Source organism: Streptomyces sp. M92 (genome assembly GCF_028473745.1).
In the GTDB taxonomy this organism is placed as follows: domain Bacteria; phylum Actinomycetota; class Actinomycetes; order Streptomycetales; family Streptomycetaceae; genus Streptomyces.
In genome coordinates this window covers 5,071,834-5,088,507 of sequence record NZ_CP101137.1, presented here as the reverse complement: position 1 = coordinate 5,088,507, position 16,674 = coordinate 5,071,834, and the positions used below count along the sequence as shown (strand labels likewise).

At 73.1% G+C, this 16,674-nt stretch carries 18 protein-coding genes; 10 read left to right on the top strand and 8 right to left on the bottom strand.

The features are described 5' to 3' along the window. Window positions 1-21: 21 nt before the first annotated feature. Window positions 22-2,151 carry a xanthine dehydrogenase family protein molybdopterin-binding subunit gene (locus tag M6G08_RS22870; RefSeq protein ID WP_272589030.1) on the top strand — a complete coding sequence of 710 codons (2,130 nt, stop codon included), beginning with the start codon at window positions 22-24 and terminating at the stop codon, window positions 2,149-2,151. A gap of 80 nt (window positions 2,152-2,231) precedes the next feature. On the opposite strand, the gene M6G08_RS22865 is transcribed toward M6G08_RS22870, so the two are convergent. Then, window positions 2,232-3,797, bottom strand: a complete 1,566-nt coding sequence (locus M6G08_RS22865) for a hypothetical protein (RefSeq protein WP_272589029.1) — start codon at window positions 3,795-3,797, stop codon at window positions 2,232-2,234. Between the two features lie 214 nt (window positions 3,798-4,011). On the opposite strand from M6G08_RS22865, the gene M6G08_RS22860 reads away from it, so the two are divergent. The 3 genes from M6G08_RS22860 (at window position 4,012) to tgmB (ending at window position 5,652) form a co-directional block, all read left to right on the top strand. Beyond that, a complete protein-coding gene (locus tag M6G08_RS22860) occupies window positions 4,012-4,335 on the top strand; it encodes a DUF1232 domain-containing protein (RefSeq protein ID WP_272589028.1) in 324 nt (107 codons plus the stop codon). Window positions 4,336-4,454: 119 nt separating this feature from the next. Then, entirely contained in the window at window positions 4,455-4,646 is a 192-nt protein-coding gene (gene tgmA, locus M6G08_RS22855; protein WP_073728776.1) for a putative ATP-grasp-modified RiPP, read from the top strand. 16 nt (window positions 4,647-4,662) lie between these two features. After that, window positions 4,663-5,652: an ATP-grasp ribosomal peptide maturase gene (gene tgmB, locus M6G08_RS22850; RefSeq protein WP_272589027.1), complete on the top strand. Its 990-nt coding sequence runs from the start codon at window positions 4,663-4,665 to the stop codon at window positions 5,650-5,652. 15 nt (window positions 5,653-5,667) lie between these two features. On the opposite strand, the gene M6G08_RS22845 is transcribed toward tgmB, so the two are convergent. Both M6G08_RS22845 and M6G08_RS22840 read right to left on the bottom strand, forming a co-directional pair. Continuing rightward, window positions 5,668-5,883, bottom strand: a complete 216-nt coding sequence (locus M6G08_RS22845) for a hypothetical protein (RefSeq protein WP_272589026.1) — start codon at window positions 5,881-5,883, stop codon at window positions 5,668-5,670. Between the two features lie 106 nt (window positions 5,884-5,989). Continuing rightward, window positions 5,990-6,493: a hypothetical protein gene (locus M6G08_RS22840; RefSeq protein WP_272589025.1), complete on the bottom strand. Its 504-nt coding sequence runs from the start codon at window positions 6,491-6,493 to the stop codon at window positions 5,990-5,992. 204 nt (window positions 6,494-6,697) lie between these two features. Between M6G08_RS22840 and M6G08_RS22835 the strand changes: the two genes are divergently transcribed. Continuing rightward, window positions 6,698-7,666, top strand: coding sequence for a GlxA family transcriptional regulator (locus tag M6G08_RS22835; protein WP_272589024.1), 969 nt, complete (start codon window positions 6,698-6,700; stop codon window positions 7,664-7,666). Between the two features lie 69 nt (window positions 7,667-7,735). Here M6G08_RS22835 and M6G08_RS22830 read toward each other — a convergent pair whose 3' ends face one another. Next, window positions 7,736-7,999 (bottom strand): DUF5133 domain-containing protein, encoded by a 264-nt coding sequence (locus tag M6G08_RS22830; protein ID WP_272589023.1) that lies wholly within the window; start codon window positions 7,997-7,999, stop codon window positions 7,736-7,738. 225 nt (window positions 8,000-8,224) lie between these two features. On the opposite strand from M6G08_RS22830, the gene M6G08_RS22825 reads away from it, so the two are divergent. The 3 genes from M6G08_RS22825 to M6G08_RS22815 all read left to right on the top strand — a co-directional run bounded on the left by M6G08_RS22825 (window position 8,225) and on the right by M6G08_RS22815 (window position 11,017). Beyond that, a complete protein-coding gene (locus M6G08_RS22825; RefSeq protein ID WP_272589022.1) occupies window positions 8,225-8,809 on the top strand; it encodes a TetR/AcrR family transcriptional regulator in 585 nt (194 codons plus the stop codon). A gap of 78 nt (window positions 8,810-8,887) precedes the next feature. Next, entirely contained in the window at window positions 8,888-10,234 is a 1,347-nt protein-coding gene (locus M6G08_RS22820) for an MFS transporter (RefSeq protein ID WP_272589021.1), read from the top strand. A gap of 24 nt (window positions 10,235-10,258) precedes the next feature. Further along, window positions 10,259-11,017, top strand: a complete 759-nt coding sequence (locus M6G08_RS22815) for an SDR family NAD(P)-dependent oxidoreductase (protein WP_272589020.1) — start codon at window positions 10,259-10,261, stop codon at window positions 11,015-11,017. A gap of 84 nt (window positions 11,018-11,101) precedes the next feature. On the opposite strand, the gene M6G08_RS22810 is transcribed toward M6G08_RS22815, so the two are convergent. The 3 genes from M6G08_RS22810 to M6G08_RS22800 all read right to left on the bottom strand — a co-directional run bounded on the left by M6G08_RS22810 (window position 11,102) and on the right by M6G08_RS22800 (window position 14,209). After that, window positions 11,102-12,871, bottom strand: a complete 1,770-nt coding sequence (locus M6G08_RS22810; protein ID WP_272589019.1) for an ABC transporter ATP-binding protein — start codon at window positions 12,869-12,871, stop codon at window positions 11,102-11,104. A gap of 183 nt (window positions 12,872-13,054) precedes the next feature. Further along, a complete protein-coding gene (locus M6G08_RS22805; RefSeq protein WP_272589018.1) occupies window positions 13,055-13,603 on the bottom strand; it encodes a hypothetical protein in 549 nt (182 codons plus the stop codon). 27 nt (window positions 13,604-13,630) lie between these two features. Next, window positions 13,631-14,209, bottom strand: coding sequence for an ATP-binding protein (locus tag M6G08_RS22800; protein WP_272589017.1), 579 nt, complete (start codon window positions 14,207-14,209; stop codon window positions 13,631-13,633). 180 nt (window positions 14,210-14,389) lie between these two features. On the opposite strand from M6G08_RS22800, the gene M6G08_RS22795 reads away from it, so the two are divergent. Further along, window positions 14,390-14,617, top strand: coding sequence for a DUF397 domain-containing protein (locus tag M6G08_RS22795; protein ID WP_272589016.1), 228 nt, complete (start codon window positions 14,390-14,392; stop codon window positions 14,615-14,617). Window positions 14,618-14,770: 153 nt separating this feature from the next. Then, window positions 14,771-15,694 (top strand): helix-turn-helix domain-containing protein, encoded by a 924-nt coding sequence (locus M6G08_RS22790; RefSeq protein ID WP_272589015.1) that lies wholly within the window; start codon window positions 14,771-14,773, stop codon window positions 15,692-15,694. Between the two features lie 82 nt (window positions 15,695-15,776). Here M6G08_RS22790 and M6G08_RS22785 read toward each other — a convergent pair whose 3' ends face one another. Next, window positions 15,777-16,595, bottom strand: a complete 819-nt coding sequence (locus M6G08_RS22785) for an SAM-dependent methyltransferase (RefSeq protein ID WP_272589014.1) — start codon at window positions 16,593-16,595, stop codon at window positions 15,777-15,779. Window positions 16,596-16,674 lie beyond the last annotated feature (79 nt).

The following is a 16,674-nucleotide window of genomic DNA, read 5'->3' as shown; positions in this document are numbered from 1 at the left end:
GCGTCCACGAGGAGGACCCCCATGACCGGCACCGAAACCGTCCTGGGCGCTCCGGCCGAGCGCCGGGAGGGGCGGGAGAAGGTCACCGGCACCGCCCGGTACGCCGCCGAGTACGACGTCCCCGGCCGGGCACAGGCCTGGCCGGTGCCGGCCGCCGTGGCGCGGGGCCGGGTGACCGGCGTCGACACCGCGCCCGCGCTCGCGCTGCCCGGCGTGCTCGCGGTGCTCACGCACGAGAACGCGCCCCGGCTCGCCGATCCGGAGGACCCCACCCTGGCCGTGCTGCAGAGCCCGCACGTCCCGCACCGGGGCTGGTTCGTGGGCCTGGTGGTCGGCGAGACGCTGGAGGCGGCGCGGGCCGGCGCCGCGGCGGTGCGGGTCACGTACGAGGCGGAGGAGCACGACGTGACGCTCACCGCCGGCCATCCGGAGGCGTACGTCCCCGACTCGGCCAACGGCGGGTTCCCGGCCGTCACGGAACACGGGGACGCCGAAGCCGCGTTCGCGTCGTCGGGGACCCGGCTGGACGTCGAGTACCGGGTCCCGCCGCTGCACAACCACCCGATGGAGCCGCACACCAGCACGGCGTGGTGGGAGGACGGCCGGCTGACCGCGCACTCCTCCAGCCAGGGCACCACCGCCGTACGCGCGGAACTGGCCCGGATGTTCGAGCTGCCCGGGGACCGGGTCACGGTCCTCGCCGAGCACGTGGGCGGCGGCTTCGGGTCCAAGGGCACGCCCCGCCCCGACGTGGTGCTGGCCGCGATGGCGGCGCGGGTGACCGGACGGCCGGTCACGGTGGCGCTGCCGCGCCGCTACCTGCCGGCCGTCGTGGGACACCGCGCGCCGACCCTGCACCGGCTGCGGCTCGGCGCCGGCGCCGACGGCCGGCTCACCTCCCTGACGCACGAGGTGACGACGCACACCTCCCGGGTGAAGGAGTTCGTGGAGCAGGCGGCCGTCCCCGCCCGGGTCATGTACGCCGCGCCCGCCCTGCGCACCGCGCACCGCGTCACCCGGCTGGACGTGCCCACACCGTCCTGGATGCGCGCCCCCGGCGAATGCCCCGGCATGTACGCGCTGGAGTCCGCGATGGACGAACTGGCCACCGAGCTCGGCATCGACCCGGTGGAGCTGCGGATCCGCAACGAGCCGGAGACCGAACCGGACAGCGGCAAGCCCTTCAGCAGCCGGAACCTGGTGGAGTGCCTGCGCGAGGGCGCCCGCCGCTTCGGCTGGCAGGACCGTGATCCGCGCCCGGGGTCCCGCGCCGCCGGGCCGCTGCTGATCGGCAGCGGGGTGGCCGCGGCCACGTACCCGGTGCTGGTGTCGCCGTGCACGGCCTCGGCGCGGGCGCTGCCCGACGGCGGCTTCCTGGTCCGGGTCAACGCCACCGACATCGGCACCGGCGCCCGAACGGTCTGCGCGCAGATCGCGGCCGACGCCCTCGGCGTGCCGCTGGACCGGGTGCGCATCGAAGTCGCCGACAGCGGCATCGGGTTCGCGCCGATGGCCGGCGGCTCCTCCGGCACCGCCTCGTGGGGGTGGGCCGTGCACGAGGCGTGTGTCCGGCTGCTCGGCCGGCTCGACGGGCACTCGGGGCCGCTGCCCGACGAGGGCGTCACCGCCGACGCCGACACCTCCGGCACCGCGGACGCCGAGAGCCCGTACGCGCGGCACGCGTTCGGCGCGCACTTCGCCGAGGTCACCGTGGACACGGTCACCGGTGAGGTGCGGGTGACGCGGCTGCTGGGGGTGTTCGCGGCGGGGCGCATCCTCAACGCCCGTACCGCCCGCTCCCAGTTCGTCGGCGGCATGACGATGGGGCTGGGCATGGCGCTGACCGAGGACAGCACGGTGGACCCGGCGTTCGGCGACTTCACCGAGTCCGACCTGGCCTCCTACCACGTGCCCGCGCACGCCGACGTGGCGGACGTCCAGGCGTACTGGGTCGACGAGGAGGACGCCCACCTCAACCCGATGGGCAGCAAGGGGATCGGTGAGATCGGCATCGTCGGCTCGGCGGCCGCCGTCGGCAACGCCGTCCACCACGCCACCGGCATCCGCTTCCGGGAACTCCCGCTCACTCCGCACCGGGTGCTCACCGCCCTGCTGGAGCACGAGCACCCCGCGGGCATGCTGGGCGTGTGAGCGCACGGCCCGTGGCCCGCGCCGGGTGCCGGCGCGGGCCACGGATGTGTGCGGGGGGTGGTTGAGCGGTGGCCGTCCGGTCAGTCCGCGAGGCGGCTCGCCCGGGGCATCGGGCCGGCCGGACGGCGCCTGGCGGGCACCTGCGAGGCAACCCGTACGCACAGGGCGGTCAGCGCGACCAGTGACGCGAGTACGGCGACCGCGACGGCGATCCGGGTGGGCGCCAGGGTGAGGTCCACTGCCCGGGACACCCGCGACGAGGGGGTGGCACCGCCGTAGAGCTTGGCCGCGGCCAGCGCCGCCGGTGCGACGACGGCCGCGGCGAGCAGCGGCACGGCGGGCCGCACGGTCAGCAGCAGCGCCAGCAGCAGGCAGAGCGCGGACAGGCCGAGGGCGACTCCGTAGGCGCGGGCCGAGGCGTCGTTCTGGTGGAGCGGGAAGTAGGCGACGCCGCACCCGGCGAGGACGGCTACGGTGAGCCACACGGGCCAGGCGGGGCCCCGGTCGGCCCGGCGGGCGGCACGGTCGCGCCGCGCGGGTTCCGCGCCGGGGTCGCGGTCCCGGCCGCGGTCGCGGGTGGCGCGTGCCTCGTCGTGGTCGCGTCCCCGGCGGGCCGGGCGGGCGGTCCGGCGGCGTTCGCGGCCCCGGCGGTCCCCCGCCGCGAACACACCGGCCAGTCCGGCCGGCCGGGCGGGCGGCTCCTCGTCCTCGCGGTGGCCGTCGCCGTCGCCGTCCAGGGCCGCCCGCAGGTGCCGGGCGTCGGGCCGGTCCGGGCGTACCCGTCCGTCCTCGGCCAGGCGGCCGATGAGCTGCACCAGTTCCTCGACGGGGCGGCCGGTGGCGGCGGCCCGTACGGCCTCCTGGCCGCAGTGCGGTTCCAGGGGCGTGCGGTGGAGCAGTTCCATCAGCCGGGTGACGTCCTCCACGGAGCGGCACTCCGCCGCGGCCCGGATCGCCTCGTCCGCGCTGTCCGGGTTGCGCGGGGGCCGCGTCAGCAGGCCGACCAGCCGGGTGACGTCCTCCACCGAGCGGTTCACGCCGACCGCGCGGAGCGCGTCGATCGTGGCCTGCGCGTACTGGGCGGACCCCTCCAGCATCGTGATGAGGTCGACGACCTCCTCCAGCGGCCGGTCGGCCACGGCGGCGCGCACCAGGTCGCCGACGGGGTCGCCGTACTCGCGTACCGGCTCGTCGGGCATGACGTCGTCGCGCATGCCGTCGTCGCGCATGCCGTCGTCCTGGGCGGCGTCCTGGTCGAACACTTCCCGGTCGAGTACGTCGGGGTCGAAGGCGTCCTGATCGAAGGGGGCCTGCGGGGAGTGGGCCTGCGGGGAGGGCCGGTCGGCGGCCGGCTCCTCGGCAAAGCTCCTCCCGGCGGGCGCGGCGGCCTCCTCGCGCGCGGGGCCTCGGGGAGCGGGCTGCGGGACGGGCTCCTGCGGGGCGGAGTCGGGCTCCCGGTGGGCCGGTTCCCCGGGGGCGGGCGAGCGCGCGGCCGAGGTGCGGCCGGCCGGCGTCCCGGAGCCGGGTCGCGCGCCCGGCGCACGCACCGGGTACGTGCCGGTGGCCGTGGTCGTCTCCCCCGTGGGCAGGTCCACGGCGGATATGGCGTATTCGGGCGAACGGGGTGAGGAAGATCCGGTGGTCATGATCTCTCCGTGTGGTGGGGGTGCGGCCGCCCTGCGTCCCCGACATGCGACACGCGCTGTGTGCTGACTGCTGACCATTACTAAGCACGTCCGCCCCGGCGTGCCACCGGAGTGGGCCACAGGGATGAGAGACCGGCCGCCGGGGACTTGCCTGCCTTGCGAACGGGCATCCGCAAGGCAGGGCGTCTGCCGCACACCATGAGGAGGGGGCGGGGTGGACACGACCACAGTGGTGATCATCGCGGCGGTGACGCTCGCGGTGGCGGTCCTCGCGACGGCGGTGGCCGTGCTGGTGCGGCTGGTCCGCACCCGGCGGGATCTGGAACGGGCGGGGCTGCCCACCGGTCCGCGGTGGGTCTTCTGGGGCGCCGTCCTCTACCTGGTGCTGCCGGCGGACCTCCTGCCGGACCCGGTCTACCTGGACGACGTGGGCGTGCTGCTCCTCGCGCTGCGCTCCGCGCGCGGCCCTCTCGGCGGCCGGCGGGGCGCCGAGGACCGGCGGCGGGACGCCGGTCCGCCCAATGACTACGCTGCGTAAGGAAACCAATCACCCGTTCGATTCGTATAAGTCTCTGGAAGCCGAAGGAAGTCGGCGGACCAGGCGACGCCGTGACCGGGCCGTCGTCTGATCGGCGCAGCACCGACTAGGGAGAGACGATGCAACCGTTCGCGCTCAACTACGCACGGCCCGCAGTGGAGTTGGAAGCGACAACTCCCTACGTCTACGACTCCGGGCTGCAGTTGAACGTGCTCCTGGACGGGCGGGTGGCCGCAGGTGACCACGCGCTGCTGAGAGAGCTCGGGACCACGACCTCCACCGCGGGGTCGAAGACTCACTTCGACGACTGAACACGGGCCGTCGCACATGACCGTTCTGATCCTGACCTGTGACGAGGACGTCACCGCGGACATGGTGGTCGTCCACCTGAACGCGTCGGGAGTACCGGTGGTCCGCCTGGACCCCGCCGATCTCACCGGTTCCGTCGCTCTCTCCGGCGAGTTCGTGCACGGCTCCTTCCGGGGCCATCTGTCCTCGGGGGGCCGACTGGTGAGCATCGGCGGGCTGCGGTCCGTCTGGGTGCGCAGGCCGGGCGGTGCGGCCGCGCGGGCCGCCGAGCCCTCCGCGTGGCTGACCGAGGAGTCCGGGCAGGCGCTGTACGGCATGCTCCGCGACTGCGGGGCGCGCTGGATGAACGATCCGGACGCCGCGCACCGGGCCCGGCACAAGCCCTGGCAGCTGCGCCTGGCCCAGCGGTGCGGGCTGCCGGTGCCGGCGACCCTGATCACGACGTTTCCGCGCGCCGCGCGCGAGTTCGCCGAGCGCTATCCGGACCTGGTGGTCAAGCCCGTCTCGGGCGCACACCCGCAGGATCCGCCCCTGGCGGTGCCGACCAGTCGGGTTCCGCCCGAGGCCGACTTCTCCGCAGTCGCCCACGGCCCGACGCTGCTGCAACGCCGGGTCGCCAAGCGCGCCGACATCCGGCTCACCGCCGTCGGCGAGGAGCTGCTGGCCGCGCGGAAGGCGGCCCTGGCGTGCCCGGACCCCGCCGAGGTCGTCGACGTCCGCTTCACGGCGTCCCCCGAGCCGTGGCGGCCCGTCGAGGTGCCGCCGCTCGTCGCCGAGGCCGTCCGCGCCTATCTCCGCGCGGCGCGCCTCGCCTACGGTGCCTTCGACTTCGCCGAGGACGGCGACGGCACCTGGTGGTTCCTGGAGTGCAACCAGTCGGGGCAGTTCGGCTTCGTCGAGGTGGACACGGGTCAGCCGATCGCCCGCACCATCGCCGAGTGGCTGGCCCGCCCCGCTTCCGGGGAGCCGGTGGACGCGGGCGGCCCGGACACCGCGGCCGTCGGGTGAGGCCGCGGCCGCCCGTCAGCTCGGGCGGGGGCCGGGCAGCAGGGCGGTGCGCTGCCAGCCCGCGCCCGGGGACGGCTGCCGTTCGGCACCGGGCAGGTGACCGGGCGTCCGCAACGGGCGCATGACCACCTCCAGCTCCCTGCTCACGCGCTCGGCATCCCTTCGCACCTGCTCGGGGACGTCACCGCGTTCGGCGACGAGTCGGTCGTAGATGGGGGAATCCTGGAACACCCGTCAACGTGCCTTTCGTGTCGTCCGCCCCCGTACGGAGGCGCGACTGAGCAGTCTAGGCGTCCGCCCACCCGGTGGTGCGCACATGTCCGAAGGTGACGGCCGCTCAGGCGCCGGTCGTGGAACCCGGCCGGACGATCATGAGCACCGTCACGGTGGCCCACAGCAGGTTGAACAGGCCGGTGAACATCGCCAGCCGGGCCGTCCCGGCACGCTCGACGGGCCGCCGGCCGGTCAGGTCCTCCAGCAGTTCCTCCTGCCGCGGCAGGACGAGGGCGAGCAGGATGCCCGCCGCGGCCGCGGTGAGGGTGATGGACGCGATGAGCCACGCGTCCCCCAGCACACCCATCGCCAAGGCGGTGGCGAGCCCGAGGAGCGGTACCGCGACGCCGAGACCGGCGTAGACCCGGCAGACGCGGTGCAGCAGCCGGACGTTGCCGATGCCGACGGTGTCCCCGGCACCGGTCTCGGTCCCTTCTGTGCCCCCGCCCACGGGCAGGGCCACCGCCGCCCGGCGGACGGCAGCCGGGAACATGCTGGCCGCGACGGTGACGGGGCCGATGGCGAGGATGGCGGCCAGGACGTGGAGGGACAGCAGGAACTTGGTCATCGGTCGGGGCTCCGGGAGGCGGGAGGGGCGGTGCGGTGAGAGCCACGTTAGGAAGGCGTCGCGTGATCGCACAGGGGCTGGAACGACAGCCTTCAACGGGTTCTCGCCAACGCCCCCACCAGCCGCCGGCCATCGGGCCGGGCGATGTCGCGGTACGGCACACGGCCTTCTGTGTGCGGCGGGATCCCGCTTATCGTGGCTTTCATGCACTCCGTGGCGATCCTGGTCCTCGACGACGTGGTGCCGTTCGACATGGCGGCGCCCATGCAGGCCTTCGACTGGACGCGGCTGCCCGACGGGCGCACCCCGTACCGGGTGCGGCTGTGCGCCGAGTCGCCCGAGGTGCGCACGCACGGGCTCGTCCTCCGCGTCGACCAGGGCCTCGAGGCGTTGGAGTCGGCCGACACGATCATCGTGCCGGGCCGCTCCGACGAGTCCGGACCGCCCTCCGAACGTGTCCTGGCGGCGCTGCGGCGGGCGGCCGGCGCCGGTACGCGGATCGCGTCCGTGTGCGTGGGCGCCTTCGTCCTCGCCGAAGCCGGACTGCTGGACGGCCTGCGGGCCACCACGCACTGGATCGCCGCGGCGGAACTGGCCCGCCGCCATCCGCGCGTGCGGGTGGAGCCGGATGTGCTCTACGTCGACAACGGCCAGATCCTCACCTCGGCGGGCGCCGCCGCCGGTCTCGACATGTGCCTGCACATGATCCGCCGGGACCTGGGGTCGGCGGTCGCCGCGCACGCCGCCCGGATGTGCGTGGTGCCGTTGGAACGGGAGGGCGGGCAGGCGCAGTTCATCGTGCACGAGTACCCGCCGGTGCCGCGGGGTTCGGACCTGGAGCCGCTGCTGGAGTGGATCGAGGACAACCTGGCCGGGGAGATCACCCTCGGGGCGCTGGCGGCGCGCTCGGGCATGAGCGAGCGCACCTTCAGCCGCCGGTTCCGCGAGCAGACCGGCACCACGCCCTTGCAGTGGCTGCTGCGGGCTCGGGTACGGCGCGCCCAGTACCTGCTGGAGAACGGCGACCACTCGGTCGAACGGATCGCGCGGCAGGCCGGGTTCGGCTCCCCCACGGCCTTCCGGGAGCGGTTCCGGCGGGTGGTAGGGACGACACCCCACGCCTATCGCGCCGCGTTCCACGGGAAGTCCGCGACTGCGGCACGGGACGCGTAGGGCCCGTCTCGGGGATCGGTCCGCCGGCAGCGGCCCGGCCTCCGAGACGGGCCCCGGGGCACGGCGTTCTCACACGGCCAGCGACAGGCCGCTCTCCCCGTCCGGGTCCGCCGCGCGGGCGGTGTCCGCCGTCCGCCCCTTGGCAAGCAGCAGCGCGTCGGCCTTGGCCACCGCGTCGTGGATGCCGGTGGTCGCCATCATCACGCAGAGCGTGTAGCTGACGTCCGCCAGCTCGCGCGCCGCCGCCGGGCTCTGCCTCTCCGCCTGAGCGATCCGCAGTGACGCGTACCGCGTCAGCAACTCCCTGACGACCTTCGGGTCCGGTTCGAGCACGAAACGCCCCTCTCTCGATTTGCGCTCCGTATGCCCGAACCCGGACGAAACAATCCCACCATGCTCTCCACCACCCGCATTTGACGAAAACCTGTCGCTTGCTGTCCAGCCTTCATCGAATGACGGCAATCTTCTGATCGAAAAGGAGCAGAACAACTTCGTGTGCGACCGGACGCCTCTCCCGTTACTTGACCGAACGTTCTAGATACCCCTAGGGTCCTCGATGTGGCCAGGACCAAGGAATTCGATCCGGACGCCGCGTTGCAGTCGGCCCTCGAGCTGTTCTGGCGGCGCGGCTACGAAGCGACGTCGATGTCGGACCTCGTCGAACACCTCGGCATCGGCCGCGCCAGCCTCTACGCGACCTTCGGCAGCAAGCACGCGCTGTACCTGAAGGCCATGGACCGGTACGCCGAGACCCGCGAACCGGCCCTCCTCGCCGAGTTGTCCCAACCCGGCCCCGCGCTGCCCGCGGTACGGGCGGTGGTGCGCCGGTTCGCCGCGGAAGCCGCCTCGCCCCAGGCCCGGCTGAGCGGCTGCTTCGTCACCAACACCGCGGCCGAGCTGGCCCCGCACGATCCCGCGGCGGCCCGCCGGGTCGAGCTCAGCTGGGAGCACATCGAGACCCCGCTGCACTCCGCGCTCGTACGGGCCCGGGCCCAGGGCGAGCTGCCCGAGGACCGCGATCCGCGGGCGCTCGCCCGCATGCTGCTCGTACTGATGCAGGGCCTACGGGTCGTCGGCAAGGCGTCGAACGATCCCGCCCGAGTGCGGGACGCGGCCGAACAGGCCTTGGCCCTGCTGGACTGAGCACACCCACCGGCACCACCGGGCCGCCTTCCGCGCGCCCGAATAATGAACCGATCGGTCAAATATCAGGAGAACGGCATGACCGCCACGGGCGCCGCCGACGTCACCACCGCACAGCAGCGGTGCGCCTTCGTCCTCCTCGGTGGCGTCCAGGCCACGCTGATCTTCACCCTCGCGGCGATCGCCGTACCGCTGCCCCGCATCGGGCTCGAACTCGGCCTGCGGCGCGCCGACCTGATTCTGCTCAGCGCCGCCTACGGACTGACCTTCGCCGGGCTGCTGCTCTTCGGCGGACGCCTCGCGGACCGCTGCGGCGGGCGACGTGCCCTCACCGCGGGCCTGGTCCTCTTCGCCGCCGCCTCGGCCGCCGCCCCGCTCGCGGGCGGCATGGGGACACTGCTGGCGGCACGCTTCGCGCAGGGGGCGGGGGCGGCTCTGATCGCGCCCGCCGCCATGGCCGTGCTCCGCACCGTCTTCCCCTCTCCCCTCGCGTACGGCAGGGCGATGGCCACCTGGGGAGGACTCTCGATACTCGGCGCGACCGCGGGCAATCTGCTCTCCGGCGTCATCTCGACGCTGCTGTCCTGGCGCTGGACCTTCGCCGTACCGCTCGCAGTGGCCCTCGCCGCCCTCGCCCTGGCACCCCGGCTGCTGCCGGACACCGCCCCGAGCCGGGACAGGACCCTCGACCTGCCGGGTGCGCTGCTCGCCACCGCCGGGATCACTCTCGCCAGTCACGGACTCGTCGTCACCGACACCCACCCCTGGTCGTCGGCCGGTGTGCTCGTGCCGCTACTCGGCGGGGCCGTGCTGCTGGCCGGGTTCTGGTACGCCGAGCGCCGCGCCGACGACCCGCTGCTGCCGCCCCGCTTCCTGCTGCACCGGCGGCGGATCCTCGCCCTCGCGGCCATCGCGCTGAGCGCCTGCGCGACCGCGATGACCTTCGTGGTCCTCTCGCTCCACCTCCAGCAGGCGCGCGACTGGTCGCAGATGCGGACCTCGGCGGCGTTCCTGCCGTTCGCCGTGGCACTGGTCGCCTCGGGCCGGGCGGCGGGTCCGCTCATCGGCCGGTACGGGGCCCGGACCGTCACGTCCGCCGGGCTCGGCACCGGCGCGGCCGGGCTCGCGCTCCTCGCGCTCACCGGGACCGACCCGCACGTCTCGTACGGGTACGGACTGCTGCCGGGCCTCGTGCTGCTGCCGGCCGGCGCCGCGGCGTCCTTCGCGGGAGCCGCCGTGCTCGCCACCGAGGGCGTGCCGCGGCGGCGGACCGGGCTCGCGGGCGGCGTACTGAACACCGCCATGGAATTCGGCCCGACCGTCCTGTTCGCCCTCCTGCTCACGCTCGGCAGCGACGCCTCGTCCTTCGCCGCGACGGGGGCCGCTCTCGCCGCCGTCGCCCTCCTGAACCACCGCACCAGGTAATCCACTGCTCAAGGAGCCACCGAAATGAACCGCTTCACCGGCAAGACCGTCCTCGTCACCGGCGCGGGCTCCGGCCTCGGCCGCGCGATCGCGCTCGCGTTCGCGGCCGAGGGCGCGTCCGTGGTCGCCGCCGGGCGCACCGCGGCCACACTGCGCGAGACGGCCGGCCTCATCGAGCGCGCAGGCGGCACGGCCGCCGCCGTCACCGCCGACGTCACCGACTCCGGTCAGCTGAGGAACCTGGTACGCGAGAGCGTCGTCCGCTTCGGCGGACTGCACATCGCGGTCAACAACGCCGGGATACTCCGCGGCACCGTGCCCGTCGGTGAGGTGAGCGAGGAGGACTGGGATGCGGTGCTGCGGACCAACGTCACCGGCGTCTGGCTGGCCATGAAGCACCAGATCGCGCACATGAAGGACCACGGCGGCGGCGCCATCGTCAACATCTCCTCCAACCTCGGCGCCCACCTGCGGATTCCGAACGCCGCCGCGTACGTCACCTCGAAGGCGGCGGTCTCCGCGCTGACCCGCGCCGCCGCCCTCGACCACATCCACCAGGGCATCCGAGTCAACGCGGTCAGCCCCGGCGCCTCCGCCGCCCCCATGTCGCTGCTGCCCGGCGAGAGTGAGGCCGACCGCGCCGAGCGCGTGAAGACGGAGAACCCGCTCGGCCGGGTCGCGGAGGCGGAGGAAGTGGCGGCCGCGGTGCTCTACCTCGCCTCGCCCGCGGCCGGCGCGGTGGTCGGCGCCGACCTGGTCGTCGACAGCGGAGCCTCGGCCTGACGGCCGTTGATCCGGTCCTCGCACATTGGACCGAGGGGCCGCCGGGCCAGGCAGTCGCAGGTGACCGCTGCCCGGCGGCCGTGGTCAGGCGACCTGGCCGCTGTGCAGCGCCGTGTACGCCCCTCCCCCGCGCAGCAGTTCCTCGTGGGTGCCGGTCTCCAGGATCCGGCCGTCACCCATGACCACGATCCGGTCCGCACCCCGGACGGTGGACAGCCGGTGGGCGACGACGAAGGTCGTACGGCCGCGCAGCAACCGGGCCAGGGCCTGCTGGACGAGGGCTTCGGACCGGGTGTCGAGCGCCGAGGTGGCCTCGTCCAGGATCAGCACCCTGGGATCCCGGATCAGGGCGCGGGCGATGGCCAGTCGCTGACGCTGGCCGCCGGACAGCCGTGCACCGTGCTCCCCGACGACGGTGTCGAGGCCCTGCGGCAGCCGGTCCACGAACTCCAGCGCGTTGGCGTCGCGCAGCGCCCCGCGCACCGCCTCCTCGTCGGCGTCGTCCATGCCGTAGGCGACGTTCTCCCGGACGGTGCCGTCGAAGAGGATCGACTCCTGCGGCACCACCGAGACGAACCGCCGGTAGGTGCGCAGGTCGAGGGTGCTCATGTCGGTGCGGTCCAGCAGCAGGCGGCCGGATGTGGGCCGCAGGAAGCCTATGACGAGGTTGAGCACCGTGGACTTGCCGGCGCCGGACGCGCCCACCAGCGCGATCGTCTCACCGGGTTCGACCGCGAGCGTGAAGTCGCTCACCGCGGGCCGTCCGTCGCCGTCGAAGACGTGGCCGACCCCCTCGAAGGTGACGGCTCCGCGCAGCGAGGCGAGCTCCGCCTTGCCCTCGTTGTCCTCCAGTTCGGGAGCCTGGAGCACCTCGCCGACCGAACGGACGGACTCCAGGCCCTTGGTGATGACCGGCGCGAGGCTTGCCAACGTTGTCGTGGAGTTGGTGAGGGTGGTCAGGAAGGCGCTGAGCATCACGACGTCGCCGGCGGTGACGCCCCAGACGCCGTGGTACGAGATGAGCGCGGCGCCCGCGAGCACCAGCACTCCGACCACGTTGAGCACGACCCAGGACAGTGAGCCGAAGCGGCCGTTGACCAGGTCCAGGCGCATGCCGGAGGTCAGCAGCCGGTCCAGGGTGCCGTCCATGCGGCGCAGCGCCTTGCGCTCCAGGCCGTGGGCGCGGGTGACCGGGATGAGCCGGGTCATCTCCGTCACCCGGGAGGACAGGGCCTCCACCTCGTGGCGGAAGTGTTCGTTGTGGGTGCGCAGGCGGGCTCTCAGCCGCGCCACCAGGAGGGAGGCGGCGGGGACGACGACCAGGAAGACGGGCAGGAACTCCGGGGTGCGGACCGCGATGATGACGAGGCCGCCGGCGAGGACGGTGAACGCGCCGAGTCCCGTCTCGGCGGTCTGCTGGACCATCTGCTCGACCGTCTCGACGTCCCGGACGACCTTGGCCTGCAGCACGCCGGCGCTGACGCGCGAGTGGTAGCCGATGGAGAGCTGCTGCATGCGGGTGCACAGCGCGGAGCGCAGGGCGGTGCCCATGCGGCGCACGCTGCCGTACAGGAGGCGGACGTACAGCAGGTGCAGCGGGTAGTTGACGACCAGGATGAACATGATGATCCCGGTGCTGGTCCACAGGTCGCCGATCGGGCCGTGCTGGACGACGGTGTCGATGATGGACGCGGTGATGAGGGGCAGCAGCCAGACCGGGCTGTGTTTGACGGTGAAGACCGCGACCGCGCCGGCCAGCCGGTGGCGGTCGGCGCGGAACAGGTAGACGAGCGTGCGTATCGGGTGTTCGCCCCGGTAGCGGTGGTCGAGCGGCTTTTCGGGCGGGGACGCCATCGGCGTGGTCCTCCTGGTGGCCGAAGGGGTACAAGCGCTTTCTTCCGCGCGCTTTCCTACCCCGTCGGTAAGGAGTACGCCACCGTGTCCCGCGGGTCGGTACACCGGCACGCCGGTACGTCGTCGCGTCCGTCGCGCGCCGGGGGGAGACCCGCGCCTTCTCCCCCGTGGAGGGCGCGGGCCTCAGTCTCCGAGCGTGCGGGCGAGTTCGGTGGTGGCCCGCGTGATCTCACTGTCGTCGTCGGCGAGCAGCCGCTCCAGCTCGTTCCGCCGGGCCCGGACGGCCTGCCGTGCCGCGCGCTCCCATGCCACCGGGTTCTCCCGGTGGTTGAGCAGCTTGGGATAGACGGTGGCGGTGGTCTCCCACTGCCGTGCGTCGGCGATGTTCTTGAGCAGCTGGATGATCTGGGCCCGGCAGTTCACCTGGGGCCGCTGCGCGAGCTCCCAGAGGAAGGGGACGGTCGCCGCGGTCGCCTGCTCGACGACGAAGCCGTACTGGCAGATGCGTTTCCGCAGATCGGCGAGGGCGGCTCGGGCGGTCTCCGGGTCACCCCCGGCGACCTTGCGCAGCAGGCGCGGAATGGCCGCGGCCGAACCGCTGGAGTCCTGGATGTCGCTCCAGGGCACTCCGTCCAGCCCCGCGAGGGGGGCGGCGGCACGGGGCAGGCCGGGCGGCCGCGTCTGACGGTCGGTGCGCCGGATGCTCGGCTCGGGTGTCGGAGCGCTGCGCATGGTGTGGGGCCCTCCGCGGCAGTCGGGTCAGAAGAGGTGACGGGTCGTCAGGGTGGCCCAGACGGTCTTGCCCGCCGGCGGCCTCGGGGTCCAGCCCCAGTCGTCGGCGAGGGCGTCGACGATGCACAGGCCACGTCCGTGCTCGCGCAGCGCGGAGCCGTCTGACGGGGTGCGCACGGGTGCGTTGTCGCCCGGGTCGGAGACGGTCAGCATCAGGTGACCGGGACCCAGGGCGAGTCCCAGCCTGACCTCCGGCGCACCGGCCCGGGCGGACGGCACCGCGTGGGCCACGGCGTTGGAGGCGAGTTCCGTGATCACGAGGACGGCGTCGTCGGCGTGCCGGTCCAGGGACCAGCCGCTGAGCGTCTCCCGGGTGAAGACCCGGGCGCGGGCGAAGCCTTCCGCGCTGCACGCGATCCGCAGCACCGCGGCGTCCGGACTGCCGTCCCGCAGGCCCGACTTGGCGTCGGGAGCGGCGAACGGCCGAGGGTCGCGGCCGACGGCCGGCCGCGCCGTGTGGGGGAGCCCGCCGGACCGGCTCGCCACCCCTGCCTCCGACGCGGGTTCGCCGGACGACCGGAGCCTTAAATGCGCAGGTGACGACACGGCATCTCCCTGATGCGACGTCAGAACGGGGCGCCTACCGGGGGGTTGACGCCACGGCTATTATCCACGCTGACAGCGCTCGCGTGCAATTGCACGGGAAATTGCGCGAAAAAAATCGGATGGGGGCGCACGGGGACCGAAGAGGCCCGGTCCGCTCCCCCGAACGGCAAGGAGACCTCGGTGCCACCAGTGCGCAACGGAGTGCGGGCCAGCTCGTTGGAGGCCTGCTGGAAGAAGAGTCGGCACAGCAACGCCGAGGGCAACTGTGTCGAGGTCGCCCTGGTGGACGGCGGCATCGCGATGCGCAACTCCCGCGATCCCGACGGCCCCGCGCTCGTCTACACCCCCGCCGAGGTCGCCGCCTTCCTGGCCGGGGCGAAGGAGGGCGAGTTCGACCACCTGCTGTGAGGCGGGCGGCGACCACGGCGACGCGTGCCGCGGGGGACGGGTGCTTTCGCCCAAGCGGAGGCCAACTACCCGATTTCCACGGGCGGATGCGGTAGGCACAGGCGAGATGAGATAGTGTGGTTTCTCAAGTCTGCCGGTCTGCTGGGAGTCAGGATGTCCGCCGCCGCGTCGCCTCGCATCTCCCGTCTCGAACCTTATCTGGACCGGGCCGAGCCGGCTCCCACCCTGCTGAAGATGCTCGTCGGCGTGCAGCTGGCGGGCTTCCGCGAGGACGCCGGCCTCTCCCAGGAGCAGGCGGCGCGCGAGCTGGGTTTCAGCGCGGCGAAACTCTCGCGCATCGAGTCGGGCAAGGGCCGCAGGCCCCCGGCGGAGAAGGACGTCCGCGCGCTGCTCGACCGGTACGGCACCGATGCGTACGAGGCCTCGGTCCTGCTCAAACTGCTCCGGCGCGCCGGTGAGCCGGGCTGGTGGCAGCGGTACGACAAGCGCCTGATGCCCGAGTGGTTCGACCGTCTGGTCGGACTCCAGGAGGCCGCGGCGACCATCCGGACCTTCGAGATCCAGTACGTTCCCGGCCTGCTCCAGACGCCGGACTACACCCGTGCCGTGGTCGAGCGGGGCCTGCCCAACGCGCCCGAGGGCGAGGTCCGGCGACGGGTGGAGCTGCGCATGCGCCGCGCGGAGCTGCTGCACCGCAAGGACGGCCCGCAGCTGTGGGCGATCATCGACGAGTCCGTGCTGCTGCGCGTGCTGGGCAGCCGCGAGGTCATGCGCGAGCAGCTGGAGCATCTCGTCAAGATGGCGGAGGAGCCCCATGTGACGCTCCAGATCGTGCCGCTGGACGTCACGAACGCTTCGGCGCCCGCGATCCCGGTCACGTATCTGCGTTTCGGCGGCGCCGACCTGCCCGACGTGGTGTACCTGGAGCACATCCGCAGCGCCAACTTCCTCGAAGACCTCGACGAGACCGAGGAGTACCGGGTCGCGCTGGACCGGCTGGCCGACGAGGCGCTGACCCCGCGCGAGTCACTCGAGCTGCTGCGCTCGACGATGGCGCAGCGCTACCCCGGGAAGTAACCGACGCGGCCGTCGGTGATTGACCGGCCACCGCGAGAAGAGGGGCCGCGCGGCCTCGCGCGGCCCTCACCTACGTCGTCCGCTAGCGGAGGCGGCCCAGTCCGCCGAACTCGATCCACTCGTCGCTGAGCTGGCGGGGAGCCACATCGGTGTCCGGACGCCAGGTGGAGACCTCCACCAGGCCCGGCTCCAGGATGTCCATGCCTTCGAAGAGGGCCTCGACGTCCTTCGGCTCGCGGACCCGTCCCCAGTGCCCCTGCGTCGCCTGGTCCATGAAGTCCGTGACGGACTTCCGCACTTCGGCGTCCTCGCTGACCAGCTGGCACATGACCGCGTAGCTCCCGGGCACGAGCCGCTCGGTGACGCGGCGGACGACCGCCGTCGGGCCGTCGGTGTCACTGTCCGGGATGCAGTGGAAGACCGAGTTGAACAGCACGGCGACCGGCTGCGAGAAGTCGATCAGGCGCTGGGTGTCCGGGTGGGAGAAGATCTCCTCGGTCGAGCGCATGTCGGCGTGGATGACGGCGGTCCGGTCGTTCTGGTCCAGCAGCGCGCGGCCGTGGACCAGCACCATCGGGTCGTTGTCGACGTAGACGACGCGGGACTCGGGGTCGACGCGCTGGGCGACCTGGTGCACGTTGTCCTGCGTGGGCAGGCCGGAACCGTGGTCCAGGAACTGGCGGATGCCGTAGTCCTCGGCCAGGGTCCTGACGACCCGCTGCAGGAAGCGCCGGTTGTTCAGGGCCAGCCGGCGGGTGCTCGGGACGACCTTGTCGAGTTCACCGACCGCCGCACGGTCGGCCGCGTAGTTGTCCTTGCCGCCCAGATAGTAGTCGTACATGCGTGCGGCCGTGGGCACGTTGGCGTCGATCTCCGTGGACAGCTGCTTGTCGGCTTGCATCGTTCCCCCAGCTCCGTACGGGCGCCAACTGGACTGGCATGACAGAGAGTACATCCTAGGGACCCGGTGGTCAGGGAAA

Coding starts and splice junctions, on each gene's coding strand:
- M6G08_RS22785 (WP_272589014.1), bottom strand. CDS start 16,595: ATGCAAGCCGACAAGCAGCTGTCCACGGAGATCGACGCCAACGTGCCC.
- M6G08_RS22865 (WP_272589029.1), bottom strand. CDS start 3,797: ATGACCACCGGATCTTCCTCACCCCGTTCGCCCGAATACGCCATATCC.
- M6G08_RS22840 (WP_272589025.1), bottom strand. CDS start 6,493: ATGACCAAGTTCCTGCTGTCCCTCCACGTCCTGGCCGCCATCCTCGCC.
- M6G08_RS22870 (WP_272589030.1), top strand. CDS start 22: ATGACCGGCACCGAAACCGTCCTGGGCGCTCCGGCCGAGCGCCGGGAG.
- M6G08_RS22790 (WP_272589015.1), top strand. CDS start 14,771: ATGTCCGCCGCCGCGTCGCCTCGCATCTCCCGTCTCGAACCTTATCTG.
- M6G08_RS22815 (WP_272589020.1), top strand. CDS start 10,259: ATGAACCGCTTCACCGGCAAGACCGTCCTCGTCACCGGCGCGGGCTCC.
- tgmA (WP_073728776.1), top strand. CDS start 4,455: ATGCAACCGTTCGCGCTCAACTACGCACGGCCCGCAGTGGAGTTGGAA.
- M6G08_RS22805 (WP_272589018.1), bottom strand. CDS start 13,603: ATGCGCAGCGCTCCGACACCCGAGCCGAGCATCCGGCGCACCGACCGT.
- M6G08_RS22820 (WP_272589021.1), top strand. CDS start 8,888: ATGACCGCCACGGGCGCCGCCGACGTCACCACCGCACAGCAGCGGTGC.
- M6G08_RS22835 (WP_272589024.1), top strand. CDS start 6,698: ATGCACTCCGTGGCGATCCTGGTCCTCGACGACGTGGTGCCGTTCGAC.
- M6G08_RS22810 (WP_272589019.1), bottom strand. CDS start 12,871: ATGGCGTCCCCGCCCGAAAAGCCGCTCGACCACCGCTACCGGGGCGAA.
- tgmB (WP_272589027.1), top strand. CDS start 4,663: ATGACCGTTCTGATCCTGACCTGTGACGAGGACGTCACCGCGGACATG.